The organism is Eudoraea sp. (assembly GCF_039969275.1).
Classification (GTDB): domain Bacteria; phylum Bacteroidota; class Bacteroidia; order Flavobacteriales; family Flavobacteriaceae; genus Eudoraea.
Genome location: NZ_JBDVOC010000017.1, coordinates 84,407 through 99,181 on the forward strand (window position 1 = coordinate 84,407; position 14,775 = coordinate 99,181).

11 protein-coding genes are annotated in these 14,775 nt (G+C 36.6%); 1 reads left to right on the top strand and 10 read right to left on the bottom strand.

The genetic code is table 11. From position 1 onward, the window contains the following. Nucleotides 1-8: 8 nt before the first annotated feature. The 10 genes from ABJH90_RS16005 to ABJH90_RS16050 form a co-directional block, all read right to left on the bottom strand. On the bottom strand, nt 9-1,793 hold the full coding sequence (locus ABJH90_RS16005; protein WP_348139864.1) for a DUF885 domain-containing protein: 1,785 nt from the start codon (nt 1,791-1,793) through the stop codon (nt 9-11). Between the two features lie 17 nt (nt 1,794-1,810). Further along, entirely contained in the window at nt 1,811-2,206 is a 396-nt protein-coding gene (locus ABJH90_RS16010) for a DUF302 domain-containing protein (RefSeq protein WP_348139866.1), read from the bottom strand. A gap of 209 nt (nt 2,207-2,415) precedes the next feature. After that, the gene (locus tag ABJH90_RS16015; protein WP_348139868.1) at nt 2,416-4,455 is read right to left on the bottom strand and encodes a S9 family peptidase; all 2,040 of its coding nucleotides are present in this window, start codon (nt 4,453-4,455) and stop codon (nt 2,416-2,418) included. A gap of 57 nt (nt 4,456-4,512) precedes the next feature. Next, nucleotides 4,513-5,061, bottom strand: coding sequence for a GNAT family N-acetyltransferase (locus ABJH90_RS16020; protein ID WP_348139870.1), 549 nt, complete (start codon nt 5,059-5,061; stop codon nt 4,513-4,515). A 143-nt stretch (nt 5,062-5,204) separates the two neighbouring features. Next, nucleotides 5,205-5,777, bottom strand: a complete 573-nt coding sequence (locus ABJH90_RS16025) for a nuclear transport factor 2 family protein (RefSeq protein ID WP_348139872.1) — start codon at nt 5,775-5,777, stop codon at nt 5,205-5,207. 181 nt (nt 5,778-5,958) lie between these two features. Then, the gene (locus ABJH90_RS16030) at nt 5,959-6,762 is read right to left on the bottom strand and encodes a DUF2490 domain-containing protein (protein WP_348139874.1); all 804 of its coding nucleotides are present in this window, start codon (nt 6,760-6,762) and stop codon (nt 5,959-5,961) included. A 160-nt stretch (nt 6,763-6,922) separates the two neighbouring features. Then, nucleotides 6,923-8,569, bottom strand: a complete 1,647-nt coding sequence (locus ABJH90_RS16035) for an ADP-ribosylglycohydrolase family protein (protein ID WP_348139876.1) — start codon at nt 8,567-8,569, stop codon at nt 6,923-6,925. 145 nt (nt 8,570-8,714) lie between these two features. Beyond that, nucleotides 8,715-9,386, bottom strand: a complete 672-nt coding sequence (locus tag ABJH90_RS16040) for a lysoplasmalogenase family protein (RefSeq protein WP_348139878.1) — start codon at nt 9,384-9,386, stop codon at nt 8,715-8,717. Between the two features lie 193 nt (nt 9,387-9,579). Continuing rightward, the gene (locus ABJH90_RS16045) at nt 9,580-10,806 is read right to left on the bottom strand and encodes a DUF3999 family protein (RefSeq protein WP_348139880.1); all 1,227 of its coding nucleotides are present in this window, start codon (nt 10,804-10,806) and stop codon (nt 9,580-9,582) included. Nucleotide 10,807: 1 nt separating this feature from the next. Beyond that, entirely contained in the window at nt 10,808-13,405 is a 2,598-nt protein-coding gene (locus ABJH90_RS16050) for a DUF2339 domain-containing protein (RefSeq protein ID WP_348139882.1), read from the bottom strand. Nucleotides 13,406-13,606: 201 nt separating this feature from the next. On the opposite strand from ABJH90_RS16050, the gene ABJH90_RS16055 reads away from it, so the two are divergent. Then, nucleotides 13,607-14,752: a hypothetical protein gene (locus ABJH90_RS16055; RefSeq protein WP_348139884.1), complete on the top strand. Its 1,146-nt coding sequence runs from the start codon at nt 13,607-13,609 to the stop codon at nt 14,750-14,752. Nucleotides 14,753-14,775 lie beyond the last annotated feature (23 nt).

A 14,775-nucleotide genomic window follows, 5' to 3' on the forward strand; every position in this document is an offset into this window, starting at 1 on the left:
TTATTATTTTATTTATAGGAAGAAATAAACTCTTCCAAAACCGCCTTTTTAATTAACCGGGGAGGCAATAGTCCTTGTCCTAAAACAAAATCATGAAAAGCAAGCTGATCAAATTTATCTCCCAAAATCAGCTCGGTTTCCGCCCTTAGTTCCATCAATCTTAAATAACCGTTGAAATAGGAGGTAGCCTGGCCAGGAGCCCTGAACTGATACCGTTCCAATTCTGACCGCACCAATGCTTCAGATAAAACAATCTCCTGACTTAATATATATCTGGCATCCTCTGGTGTAATCGTACCTAAATTCAATCCCGGATCAAGAAAAGCACGGCCAGACCTTACCAATCGGCTCCAAAGAGTCATAAATTGCCCTTCAACGGGTAAAAATGGTTGTATTATCTCTTCTGAATACAAGGCCCAACCTTCTATATTCACACTATTTGCCGCAAAGATTACACGTGCCTGAGAAACACCTCTTTCCACCATGGCTGTAAACTGTAGTTCATGACCTGGACGACCTTCATGAGCAGTTAAAGGCCAGGAAGCGGCCAAATGTGTAAAATCATCAATTTTTAAGGAAGTCCCATCAGAACCCCCGGTTGCTTTTAAGGGTAATACAAATTCCCCGTATTCACCGGTATTCCCAATAAGACGAGGCGGACTCATAAATGGGGCAGGAGCAGCAGCACTTTCCGCAGGAGAAGCCAACCGAATTACCATTTCCCGATCAGGGAGAGTCAATATTTGACGGTCTTTTATAATTGCCTCAATCTCTTTGATCTGTTGTCTGTATACGGTTAAAATGTTTGCACTATCCAGTTGTTCTTTTTTCATAGAGCGAAGAACATCCCTGTAATCGTTAGACGGATAGTTATGTTTTTCCGCGATAATTTTTCCCAATACCTGCAACTGAGTCTGCAGTTCTTTAAATGCTACCATTGCTCTACGTTGCAATTCTTCTATAGGCATATCCACTCCATATTCTTTTAAATTATATGAATAGATAGCCAGAGGAAGTTTAAAGTCTGTTCTGGTGTTGGGTAAAACCTCCTCCCGGATATAATTGTGGTAACTTTCCAATTGGGAAACCAACTTTTTATAATCCTTTTCAAACCCTTTGATCTCGTATTTTTTAAATAAGACTTCAATTTCTTTTATATACTCTTCACTTGTTTTAAGGTCGCGTTCTACTTCTTCCTTATAAGGTGCAATTCTATTCCGGTTTTTGTTCCATTCCCTTTCCATTTCTTCGCGAGCCAGGTTTGTCAAGGGTACATAGCCTTTTTCACTACCCACATATTTTTTTAAACGTACCAGGGCCGCCTGTCTGCGCTCCGCAGGAATGCGCTCTTCCAATAAACCACGGATTCCGCTATATATCCTACTTGTAGTATTGTAATAGGGTAGTAAATTGGCTTCAGTTAATTGAATTTCTTCAATCTCGTTTTCTGTACTTTCTATTAAGATGAGCAGATCTTGCTTAACGAGTTCATCACTGGTTTGAGGTAGTTGGGTTTTAAAATATTCCGCAACCTTATTTAAGTCCAAAAGAGCCCGTTCATTAAACCCTTCTGTGAGATCAGAAATTTGGTCATCCAGGCCATCAACTCCCAGTCTGGCAGCAGATTCCGGATTATTCTTTGCAATTACATCCAGTAGTTTTTCGGTATATTTATTACTTTCTGTTATCCATTGTGGAGTATCCTGGGAAAAACTGTTTTGAAAACTTATAATACAAAATAGGAAGACCAGGCTTATTAAGTTGAAGCAATGGTTCTTAGTGCAATTTATCATATGTTTTAATATTATCTTTAAGTATTGAGGTTTTCTATCACCTTTATAAGCTTTTCCTGAACTTCCGCTGCAAGACTGCCTAATTTCTCGTTTTTAACAGTACTCATAGAAGCAATTGGATCTACGGCGGAAACTTCAACTTCTCCATTTTCATGCTCTTCAACAATTACATTGCAGGGAAGGAAAACACCAATTTTATCTTCACTTTGCAATGCTTTATGCGCGAAATGGGGATTGCAGGCACCCAATATCTTGTATTTCTTGAAATCAACATCGATTTTATTTTTTAATGTTTCTTTCACATCGATTTCGGTAAGTACTCCGAAACCTTCTTTTTTAAGTTCTGTCGTAACTAGTTCAATCGCTTCTTCAAAGCTTTTTCCTTTTACAAGGGTATTAAAATAATAGCTCATTGTTTCATATAATTTTAGTAATGGATAATTCCAAGAAGTTAAGAATAGCCAAAATGACTACTGGATTTTCAATAGCAGAAATATACTTAATTAATACGAATTAAGGTATGAGATAACCCCCATTTAAGTGTATTATCTTTTGTTGCTGTGGTTGTTTCAATATTATAAGGCTTCCACAGGTAGAAATGTCACCAATAATGATCTTCTGTTTATTCTTCGGGCACTTCAATTTCTTCATCCCAAATGTATTTCCCAAACCATTTCCAATTGTGCCAGGTAGCCGCAAGCCTTTCTTTTGGTTTATTTATACCATGCCCAAACCCTTTGTAAATTATTAATTCGGTTTCAACCTCTTTATCCTGAAGTCCTTGAAACAATTCATAGGCATTTGCCACCGGAACTCTTTTGTCAAATTCACCATGTTGGATCAGCGTTGGGGTGGAAGCATTATTTATATTGGTCATAGGAGAAGTTTTCTCGTATATTTCTTTATCGCTCCAGGGTGTTCCTTTCAAATACTGCCTGGTAAATGGATGAATGTCTGTATTTACGTAATAAGTCATCCAGTTTGAAATCCCTGCACCCACCGATATCGCCTTAAATTTGGTTGAGTTTGTAGTTAAAAAAGCAGAAATGTAACCGCCCTGGCTCCAGCCCATAGCACCTACTTTATTGCGGTCTATGATACCTTTTTCTTCCAGGGCTACAACTCCGGATAATACGTCCCAGGCATCTCCAACCCCCAAATTCTTAACATTTAATGATCTGAAACTTTCACCATAACCCGCTGAACCTCTATAATTTGGTCGTAATATAAGCGCTCCTTTATTAAGCCATTGCACCATGGGGTAAACATATGATGGGGTAGGGCTGGGGATGGAGATTCCTGTAGGCCCTCCATGAATGATCACCAGGAGCGGATATTTTTTGTTTGGATCATAATTCTGAGGTTTGTGTAAAATGCCTTCTATAATAGAACCATCTTTACTTTTCCAGGATAGGATCTCACTATTTGCTACCAACCAATTATTGATTTGACCCGTCGACCGGGTAATTTTTTTTGAATCTTTTTGTGGGTATTCACTCTGGTAGATTTCTGTTAAATCATTGTCATTAGAAGCTGCGTATGCCATTTTCTTACCATCTTTTGAAAAGGAATAATTCCAGATTCTCTTAGCGCTGATTACCAATTTTTTTGTCTTCCCATTTTCAGGATTTATTTTTATAACAGGACGTAGCGTTTTTTGCCAGGCGATTCCATATATTCCGGTTGGAGTCCATTTTAAACGATAGATGTCCTCATCAAAATCCACCGCCAATTGTTTATTTTGACCACCATCCGAATTAATTCTGAATAGCTTCCCGTTCGTATAATAGTTGGAAGTGCTATCGTTGAGGTGTGATTGATATAGAATCGATTTTCCATCCGGAGACCAATCCACAAGGCCATCATAACTTAAGTTTTTAACAAGGATTTTATGAGATTTAGTATCCATATCGTAGATTGAAATATTAGCTTTGAAAAAGCTGTTTATTAAAGGGTTGGGTTGATGTTCAAATGCTATTTTCGTGCCATCCGGAGACCATTTAATCCTATTAATGGAAAACGCCGCACTATCGATTAATATTTTAGCTTTGAGCTTTTCGGTATATATAGTATCCTTTAGTTGATCTGGTCTTAATTTTTGGTTGAATTGTGCTGGTTTGAAATCTGCTAGCCAAATCTGATTTAAATTGTATTCCTCATCTTCTATGGCAAAACCTCCATATTTTTCCTTACGTTTTTTTTCTTCTTTGGATTTGTCTTCAGATTGAAGAAATGCAATTTTTTGACCATCCGGAGACCATTCAAAATCCTTGATGTTGCTATCAGTATGGGTAACCTGAAAAGCTTCGCCCCCCTCCACGCGAATTGCCTGAATTTGGGTTTTTTCATCCCTTTTGGACAGATAAGCAATCCATTTACCGTCTGGCGACCACTTAGGACCAGTACTATTGCCTTTAAGGTTATTCGTAAGCTGAAATGGCGTATCGGAGTTCTTTGAAAGCCATAATTCCCTGTCATATCTGTTTTCTTTCCAATCTGTAGCTTGCGACTCAAATACAACATTGCTTCCGTCTGGTGAAATCACAGCGTTATAAAAAGATCTTAAAGAAATAATATCTTCAAAAGAAGGTGATTCAGATGTTTGGGCATTTAAAAAACTAAAACATATGAAGGCAACAAGTATCAGAAATCTATTTTTCATATTATAATTAAAAGGTATTTACACCGGGTTTATGATTATTCCAAAAGCAAACTTTTATTATAGTGATTTCCAATCTTTCCATGATATCTCTCTACCAGGATAGGCAACTTTTTTAAAGGGCCAGGTTTCTTGTATCCAGGCTTTAACAGAGTTAAATAGTATTTTATCCAGTCCGTCATCCAGTTTACTGGAGCGAATCCACATAGTTATGCTGGTATCATAATCACCTTTTGTTGTGGGATTGATATAAAGGCAGCCAATAACTTCGCTTTCATCTAAAGATACCACGGTATATGCAAAAGAATTTCGCATTTGAAATTCCTTCTGATGCCATCCCAAATCAATTAAATCCTGTTCAAAAGTTAAGTCTTTGGTTGGCCAACTAGATAAAGGATACATTTTTTGCAAATGATCAATACTGGTCATCACCGCATCATAGTCTTTAACTACATCATTCACAGTTAACATACGTATGCGCAGGTGCTGATTCTCAAGCGTATCAGGAACCTTAAAGTCTTTAGGAACAAATGGTTTGGTTTGTGAAAACATGTTAATGGAGAAAAGTAGTATTACTGAACAATTAATTAAAAATATTTTTTTCATCATAATTTGGGGCTGAATTTATGGATTATTTTTTCAAACCGACTTTTTTGTGAGAGTGATTTACTTTTTTTGAATTTTAAAAAAAAAGAAATTAAAAAAGGCGGTCGAAAAGAGGGACCACCTTTTATTGCAATTATGTTATTGACTTATTCTTCTTCCTCGAGTTGAGCTGCCAGCCCGTGTACATCAAAATAATCCGATGACTGCACAATCTTCCCATCATCATTGACCGAAGAAAGGTTAAAAAATTTAACTCCTATTTCTTTTCCGCTTTCTGTATGGGTGGCGGTCCAGGTACCATATACCCGTATAACTGCTGCACTGGCGTTTGCATTTTGTCCGGGGAATACAGAGCCGGACCAGAAGCCATTAGCTGTAGAGTCTGGCATTACGATACCTTCGTGGTATTTAATATTGTCAAAGCCTTCATGATAGCCTTTTAATGCCTCAACCAGCTCTCCTTTGCCCAGCCATTGGTTCCCGTTATAAGCCGGTGGGCTCCATTTCATGTCATCGGCGAGCAGAGCGCTTTGAGCCTCAATATCTTCGTCCCCATGTGCCTGAAAAAAAGCGCGAATCACGGCTACTTTTTTATCAAAGTCCGCAGAATCCGGAGCCTCTGTTTCCTCCATAACCATCTCCGCTTCTTTTTCTTTTTCTTTGCAGCCGAAAAGCGTTAATACGGCTAGCATTAATAGTCCAAACAGTTTTGTTTTCATCAATGTTGTTTTAAAAGGTTAGTATTACCGGGGGAGTGATTAACAAGATATAAATTTTTTCGCAATACCTCTGTGTCCTGACGTTCAAGAATGAAAAGAGTCTAGGACAAAAGTGATTAAATTGAGGAAATGAAAAGATTAAAAAAAGGTCGTTTTACGCTCGCTAAGATGAAAACAGGGTTTAATCTATGGTTTGGCCGTGCTTAATCTGTTCTCCCTTATTTTTCCGCAGATCAAAATTGCCATAAAAGAAAAGACGGAAGGTGTGGTTCAGGTTATAGTCTGTCCCGTTGAGTAACTGCTGGTATACCAACATATAGCCGCAGTCAAAACTCCAGCTTTTGCTTAGTTTTTGTTTGATCCCCACAGTAAATCTATTTTGATCAAAAGTATTGTACACTACTTCTTTACCAAAGTTTAAATGTATTTCATTGGCGACTAAAAAAGAGGTTTTACCCTTCTTCTTAAAGGGAATACTAATACTGAGAAGAAAACGGATGCGATTAATAAAAAAATCGTCCTGTAATGATTCCCCCTCCTCCACATTGTTAAAAAATCGCTGCTCTGTACGTATCCTGAACAGGCCACTAAAAGTTGGCCATGTGTCTGCCAGGATTAATTCCTGGTATATCCTGTTTTCGTTTAGATAAATAGTCCAGTTTTCGTCTTTGGCAAGCCAAAGGTGTGCATAGCCACCGGAGAGTTTTAGGTTATCGTTAAAATTGTATCGAGCCCCGAAACGGATAAAATTAAAACTAGGATTTGCTACAAAATTGCTACGCCGAATATGCAGGTCGGCCAGGCCGGACCAATGATTGGCAAGCTGAAAAACACTGTTAAGTGAAATCCAGGTCTGAGACTGCTGATTTACATTTTTGGTCGGTGGTTCTGTTTCAGTTTGTGCATATATGCAAACAGAAAGGAAAAAGAGAACTAAGCAAAGGCTTTTTATCCTGATACGGATCACTAATCCAATTTTCTGCAAATATATCTGATTGAATGACCAAGACAAATTAAAAACAATTCTTTTGCGCTTTTTCGAATAGCCCCCTGAATAAGATCAGCAATTTCCATAAAAGCTCATGCTATATACCGTGTACAGGCTGGAAAATATCTTGTTTTAACGGATTCCTTTAGCCATTAAATTATTCTTTGGAATTCAGATCCTCTGATATGGACAGCATATCAATGGTTTTCTCTGTATCGTTTGCATCACCAACTATTTGAATTAAATGATTTCCATAATCAAGATCGAGCTTTTCAAAAATCTTAACATAGTATTGACCGTGAATCCCTGAATGATCTTCCAGGCTAAATTCACCGTATGATGTGCCATCAAGGAGAATTTCAACCATACCACCTCTGGGACTTCTATATGCATAATATTGAACTGCTGTTCCTGTAAAGTTTAGCTCTGCTGTGCAATTAGCATATCCTTTTGCCAGCGTGGCCCCTGAAGCATTCCAATTCTCGCTATAAGATTCAAAGCCTTTGAATTTCCATCCGGGGTCATTGTCTTCGATAGTGTGCCAGGAGACTTTTGTTTCAGGAACAGATGCAACTGTAATTTCTGAGCTCATTTCTGGAATAATCCAGTTATCACCTTCAATAAGGCCACCCATAGCATTAATAACAATGTCGTTTACAATATCAATTCCCCGTTCAGCCATATCTGTAAAATTATCGAGAGGAATAGGCATATTAAACCTTGTCCGCTCTATATCATAGCCATCTGCAAAATCAGTCTTATTAAATTGTACTTGTAGTTCTTTGTATCCATAGAGCAAACCAAGGAGTCCGCCCCAGGTTGCTGTAGGATTATCTGAGTCCCAACCGCACATAGCTCCAATACGTATAGTTTTTTTATAATCCCCTTCTCCATATAATAGACTTACCATAGATGCAGCAAAGTTTATCCCAGAGTCCCACGGGTATTTGTATTCATATCCGTCATTTATAGAGTGCTGATAACGTTTAGCAACTTCATCACGTGTTTTTTCCCAGTTGTCCTTATCAGGATTATTATTGTAGGCTGCTTTAACAAAATCATACATATCAGCAATATAGGACCAGTCTGGAACTCTCTTCCTGGCTTGTTCGGCCATCCAGATCATTTGATCCTTACGAGAAAGTGACTGGTCTACAATAGCAGCAAGAGAATACATGATAATATAAAACTCGGCCGCCCATTCAGAATGCAGGTAGGCAGTAGTTCTAACCGGCATGTGGCCTATCTCTAAAGCAATATCAGGCCGGCCCGGTGCAAAAGCACCAAAGATCTCTGTGGTGAGTTGTGCATCTATCATATCCCACATCGGGTTGTTTTCCGGTAAAGAAGTATCAGGCGGTATTGCCCCGTTTTGCATTTGTCCCAAAGCGGATAGGTTTGAAACCCATAGCTTGGGTAAGCCAATATGCTTTTGCCACTCAGCACTTATTTGCTCTCCTGTAAGCATATAATTGTTATACTTTTCAATGGCATGTTGATAGACATATTCAATATCCGTATCATCATCAGCTCCCCATGGATTTTGATCGAGGACATAATCATATTTGCCAGGCCCAAAATCTGAATCCGTAAAAAACGGGAAATCGGTGCGCGCGTTTTCAGTTGGCAAACCTGTCCAGTTGGCAATGCAACTACCCAGCCAGAAACCTCTGAGCTTGTCTTTGTATACAGTTCTGTTTAATTCGTAATAAATTACCTCCTTATTTTCCGCACTATCCGTCATTTGCCCGAGGGTTATATTAGCAATTAGAATTGCAAGTAAAAATGATCTTAAAGCTTTCATTTATTCTTTATTATTATTTTTCCCTGGTGCCTTCCTTCACCAAAACTTCATTCTCTTTAGGAGTTGGTTTTGCAATCTCCTTGAGCTGAACAACCTCCGGGGAACCGTATTTTGTATATACAAATGCTCTCATGAGATTTTCATATTATTTCCCCTGTAAATTCTCTCTTCGAATTAATGAGAATGTGATACTAATATGCGCAAGATAGTAGGTAGGTAAAATCATAAAATCAAGTTTAGAATATCCCAAAAATTCCGTGAGAGCAATTATTGTATCCGAAAATACAATTAGAAAAATCCCAAATATGTAAGTCCACTTAAATGCTGTATCTCCTTTAATTCCTATGGATGTACCAAATGTGAAACAGGAAATGAGCAAATAAATAAGTGCAGCATACAGCAGTATCTTATCATCTATGGAAGGAACCAATAAAAGGTAGTAAAACAATAAATAAGCTATTAGAACAATGAGGGTGAACCTCCATTTTATTTTTCCATTTACCAACGCAAACCCCAAATATCCCAGATGTGCAAGAAAAAATAATGCAATGCCCTTACTAAACATCATACTATCTCCAAGCTTATTAGACATGAACCAGTCTCCGGCGATGGAAAACAAAAATGCCCCCATAATCATCCAGGTGTCATTAGGTTGTTTTGTCTTTCTGAAATTGAGAATTAATATAATGAGTATTCCCACCCCCGCTGATCCGGACTTATAAAAAAAGTCGGAGGTGTTCAATGCCACAATTGCCGATATTACTGCAAAGAGTAGTAGGAAGTAAATCCAGTTATTTTTAAACCTTTTACCTTTCATTTTTATTTCCATCCCAAAAAGGGATTCAAATAAAAATACGAAATTTTGCTAAAAGGAAGACAGGCCATTTGTCCTGTTTGCAATTTACCATCGCCATTAATGTTATCCTGTATTTCAAGAAGGGTTTCTTTAATAAAATGACGATGTAATGAATATCCTTTAAAAGTACTACCCGGAATAAGTAACTTGACTATTATTTTGTTTTGATCATTTTTACCGAAAACCATCCAAGCACCCCAATGAGTACTAATATTAAAGCCCACAGCCAATTTTTATTTTTGAATAAAGGCTCATTTAACAGAACTTCCTTTTTACCAATTAGCTGCTCTTTTCCCAAATTAAGTGCAGTTAGTTTATCCGGGACTTTTGACGTGAAGCGTTCAATATCGTAGTTGGGTTTTACCGCTTGTTTATTTCCATAGGTTAAATAATAAGTTGCGGGTTCTGTAAACCGCGCAACCAATTCGTGAACATAGCCTTTGACTGTAAGTTTATCAATTGTTAAAGGCTCATTATCTTGATTGTGGATGCTTATTTTCAGTTTTTGAAGGATTGTACTATTAAATACAAATTCATTTTTTTCCATGGAATTAAGCGTCCCTGAGGTTAATGGCTGATACCTAAATTTCCATCCTTGTTCCGTTTTTACACTATCGGCCAAATACGAGATCGTTATTGGCCTGTAATAGTCGAATCTGTTTTTGACATCAATTTTAATGGAACTCACAGGAGCAGGTGCTTTCAAACTAATTTCAACTGTCGTAAGTTTCTGTTTTTTATCTTCAATACTTTCTACTTTGTCAACAGAATACGTATTGAAGGTGCCATTTGTAACTTCATGAAATCTGATTTTTGCGAAAGACAAGTCTGGTTTTTCTTCGCTCTTTATGAGTAATCTAAAAAAACGATATTTTGTGCCGGGAAAAGTTACCCTGGTAAACTGATAATTAGTTTCAGGATTTTTGATGGACAAAATTCTATGGTCATCGGCTATGCCAAACCATTCCTGTTGATTTTGACTTCCTTCGAGCGATAGCCTCCAGTCGAAATTATCCTGTTTAAAATCCAGCATTATTTGATTTACAAGCTCTTCAGTAGGTACTTCCATTGTAAAATAATACCCTTTGTCATTATGAGTTGTATTTAATAATTTGAAATTTACTTCTGTGCTTGCTACTTTTTCTGATTTAAGATGGAGCATATAGGCCGCCTCAATAGTATCATTGGCATCAGTTAGCCCAAAAATTCTAATATCATAAAAATTTGGAGATACTTTTCCAAAGACTTCTTCAGGTAAAACTATTTTGTGCCATTGGTCCGAAGGCCCTTGTAATTTCCTTTTATAGGTAAACTGATCAATTTGCGCAAAGGAATATGAACAGATTAATAGTAGTAAACAGGCACTTATTTTGGTTTTCAATTTAATCTGAAATTTTGAATTTGTTGTATAAGAACGAAATAATCAAAAGGAGTATTCCTAATGAAAGAAAAACAATGGTTTTTGAAATGGTGTTTAGATGAGATATGTCATAAAAGAAAAGTTTCATCAAAGTGATAGAAAATAATACTATTGCCCCTATGCGCAGGTACTTTTTCTGTTTCCAGATTCCCAAAGCAATCAACAACAAGGAATAAATACCCCAAAATATACTAATCCCAAGTTTATAAGATTCTGAAGATCCGGAAAGATCCATTAAATTTATTAATTCGCTGGTTGCTATCCATAGAATAGCTATATGAAATAACAAATCAAATACTATTTTGAAATCTACTTTCATAAATTCCTGTCTGATATATGTATAGCAAGACATCATAGTTATTGCAACAAAGGCAAATGAAATATATCTTATTCCAATATTAAAAGCTCCAACCTGATAATAAGCTGATAAGGATTGTTCCATATAGCTTTCACGTAATTCGCTGAGTGCATATAATCCTTTTGTCAAAAAAATTGCAATAAATAATGTGTTTAATGCAAGATTAATTAAGCCTAATGGTCTGTTTTTTAATTTTTTGATATTCACAAAAGATAGCGCCGACAAAAACAGCAGAGAATAATTGATGATCCAAATTGTTTTGAAGTTCCTGAGATCATAGTTATAGAATTCTTCATACTCATTCATCGTTAATTTGGAGTTCGCAAAAAGTTGATCAAAATAATTTCCTATTTCCAGTCTAAAGGCAAAGTAAATTGTGCTCAGTAGTACCGCAGGAATTAGAAAAGAAACTAACTGCTGTAATTCTTTCCTGGTACTTAAGGAAGAAACGTATTTTTTGTTAGAATTCAATACGGTGATAAAACTGAATGCAGCAATGAATAGTAGCGAACTCAGAAAGTTAACATTGAGAAGCGGGGTCATTTTTGTGCCATCAGGGCCAAAAGCATTTAAATTATACTCAACAGACCAGTCCTGAAAAATGCTAATAAAAGCCAAAAGCATTAATGGGTATGAGATGTTTTCATAGACCGGAATTTGTTTTGTTCTTCCAATCCAAAATAATAGGGCGGCTTCACCAACCCATAGCAGGGTTACCCAATTTCCATCTAACTGAACGGGAATAGCAATGGTGATAAAAACCAAAACCAATCCTGAAATAAGATAGAGCAGGTTTTTATCGTGCAACTTTTGTTTGTAAATAATAGCACTGACACCAAAATGTAAAATACCATTGCAAATCGTAAATAAGCCTAAAAACTCTGAACCCATTTCATGCCCGCTCAAAATACTGTATCCAATACCGTAAAAAATAAATGAATTGGCAAGTAATAATAGAATATCGGGGATTTGAAATTTTTCTTTTTGGATTAATTTAAATGCAAGAAAAGTGACATAGAAAACGGAGAAGAACAAAAAGAGAAAACTTAAAGCCAGCGCAAAGTGTTCTGCAACTTCGTAGCCTGACACGTACCATGAACCAAAAATGATCCAGGTGAGCGCGAAGGATGAGAAATAAAGTGCTTTCCAGTATTTTCTGAATGCCAGGACAAGGATTCCACTATTTATTATTAACATGTAGCTGAAAAGCACTGCAATATTTCCCGAATCATCACCCAGTAGAAAAGGAACTGCATATGCACCTACCAATCCTATATGCGCAATAATTTGTTTGTTATAATTTAGGGCAGCAATAATTAAAAATACCGTAAATAGTACCATTAATAAAAATGTAACTAACTGCGGAAACAGATCATAAAGACTATAGGCGACATAGGTTATAATATACAATATAGCCATTGCACCACTCACCAATACTGCACTAAAATTTGCATATTTTGCCTTCAATTTTATTCCTATCCCCAAAAGTCCCATTCCAACCAAATAACCTAATATCACTCTGGTTAATGGACTTATTAAGTCATTTTCTATAGAATATTTGGCGCCTATTCCTACTCCAATAATAAGGATGGCAATACCAATTTTATTAATTAAGTTTTCGCCTATAAATTTTTCCCAATCAAAATTTATTTTTGATTGTTTATTTGTAGTAGGAGCATCAAATGAAACAGGCTTTTCCTCTAAAACGTGCTTTTTCTCTACAGCGGGCTCCTGGGTGCTTATTGGTGAAGGTTTTTGAACTGTTGAGGTTTTTTTAATTTTAGGAATTACCATCCACAGTATTATATAAGCCAAAAATCCAATACCAAAAAAGAAGGAAAATAGTAACCAAAGAAAACGTATCAAAATTCTGTTGAGCCCAAGATATTCTGCTATCCCGGAACAAACACCTCCTAAAATTCTATGATTGACATCCCTGTACAATTTTTTGGATACCGTACCGGGCTGGGATGCAGTAACAGGCTCGGATGATTTAACAGGCTGGGATGTATTACCGGACTGGTACGAGGATTTATCCTCAATTAATTCTTCTTTTTCTAAAGGTTGTTTTATTTCTGCTTGTTTTAGCTGGTTTATTTCTGCCTTCAGGGCATTTACTTCTGCTAAAAAATTTTCCTGCCTTTTTAGAAGTGTTTCGAGCTTATTAAAAAGATTATTTAAATTATCCTGGTTTTCGGTCATTTGGCTATACTAATTGTAATGAATATATCCTTAAATAAACGCAGTCTCCCGGATTAGATTGTGTAGCCAGTTTTGCTATGGTTATTTACGGGTAATAATATCCTTTTAAGGAGAGGAGAAAGTTATAAAAATATAGTACTTTTAACATTAAGGTTTCATTAAATAAAGATACCTGAAAAGCATTCTATATAAGCAATAATCATGACCAATGTTTCCCTAAGATTATCTTTAATTAAAGGGTTTATTCTCATCCTGGCATTAGTCAGCCAGATAGCAATTGCACAGCAAAGGAAAAAAAAGTCTACAGTTACTCCTAGTGGAGACACTATTGAAATATCTACCCTGGAGTTAAGGTTGATCATGGATGATTACTTCCGCAGGTTTGCCGGGACAGTTAGAGAAGCAGCTGATAGCATCATGTATTTTTCCGATGATTACAGAATTGATAATCAGGCTTTATTTTGGAAAATGAATGCTATTCCGGTGGCTCAGGGTGCCATCTTTAGTAGGGATTCTTTTACGGCCTTTATAGATATTTTGGTTTTTAGTTATCAGATGAAACTGTATTTTGAAAAGGGAGCAGGCAAGGAAGTTTTTGGGGAACATCAAGGGATTGCAATCAGAGCCTCAGATAAACTCTGGAAGAAATTAATTGATATTGGGCTTTATATTACTCACCCCAAAGATATTTCCAATGGAATTCAAAAGATTAAAGATTTTGCCGAGCAGAACCCTATTACCAGTTCCTATTTCAACAGGAAATCTACTTTAGCACTTATGGCCAGTATTCAAAAGGAGGAAAAGGTAAAATTCAAAACCCTTGCCGAAGGAATGGCTCAAAGTCTTGATGAATTAAGTACCCGGATTAATACCTATACTGAGATTCTACCAAATCAAATACGCTGGCAATCTGAATATTTATTAAATGATATATTAGCCAATTCACAATTAAATGACCGTATTGATACACTCACATATTTATTGGAAAGAGCAGTGGTATTGATTGAATCCAGTCCTGAATTAATTGATAATCAAACTTCAAAGGTATTGCGCGACATAACAGGAGAGCGAAGAATTGTTTTGGAAGCGATTAAGCAGGAAAGGATGGCTGTTTTGGAGGAAATCCGGAATGAAAGGGCAATTGTACTGCAACACTTAAGCAATGAAATGACTATTCAGCGTGAAGCGGGTTTTAAAGATTTAAATGCACTGAACAATCAGGGAATTAACCTTACATTGACAAATGTCAAAGATATTGCAGACTTGCTTTTTTGGCGGGCACTACTATTAATTTCAATTCTGGCAATAGTTACATTTATCGGAATCTTCCTTTACAAAAAGTTATAAGAGTTAAACAATTGTGCATGTTG

Excerpts from the sequence above, each read along its gene's own strand:
- ABJH90_RS16005 (WP_348139864.1), bottom strand. The coding sequence starts at position 1,793 with ATGATAAATTGCACTAAGAACCATTGCTTCAACTTAATAAGCCTGGTC.
- ABJH90_RS16010 (WP_348139866.1), bottom strand. The coding sequence starts at position 2,206 with ATGAGCTATTATTTTAATACCCTTGTAAAAGGAAAAAGCTTTGAAGAA.
- ABJH90_RS16015 (WP_348139868.1), bottom strand. The coding sequence starts at position 4,455 with ATGAAAAATAGATTTCTGATACTTGTTGCCTTCATATGTTTTAGTTTT.
- ABJH90_RS16020 (WP_348139870.1), bottom strand. The coding sequence starts at position 5,061 with ATGATGAAAAAAATATTTTTAATTAATTGTTCAGTAATACTACTTTTC.
- ABJH90_RS16025 (WP_348139872.1), bottom strand. The coding sequence starts at position 5,777 with ATGAAAACAAAACTGTTTGGACTATTAATGCTAGCCGTATTAACGCTT.
- ABJH90_RS16035 (WP_348139876.1), bottom strand. The coding sequence starts at position 8,569 with ATGAAAGCTTTAAGATCATTTTTACTTGCAATTCTAATTGCTAATATA.
- ABJH90_RS16040 (WP_348139878.1), bottom strand. The coding sequence starts at position 9,386 with ATGAAAGGTAAAAGGTTTAAAAATAACTGGATTTACTTCCTACTACTC.
- ABJH90_RS16050 (WP_348139882.1), bottom strand. The coding sequence starts at position 13,405 with ATGACCGAAAACCAGGATAATTTAAATAATCTTTTTAATAAGCTCGAA.
- ABJH90_RS16055 (WP_348139884.1), top strand. The coding sequence starts at position 13,607 with ATGACCAATGTTTCCCTAAGATTATCTTTAATTAAAGGGTTTATTCTC.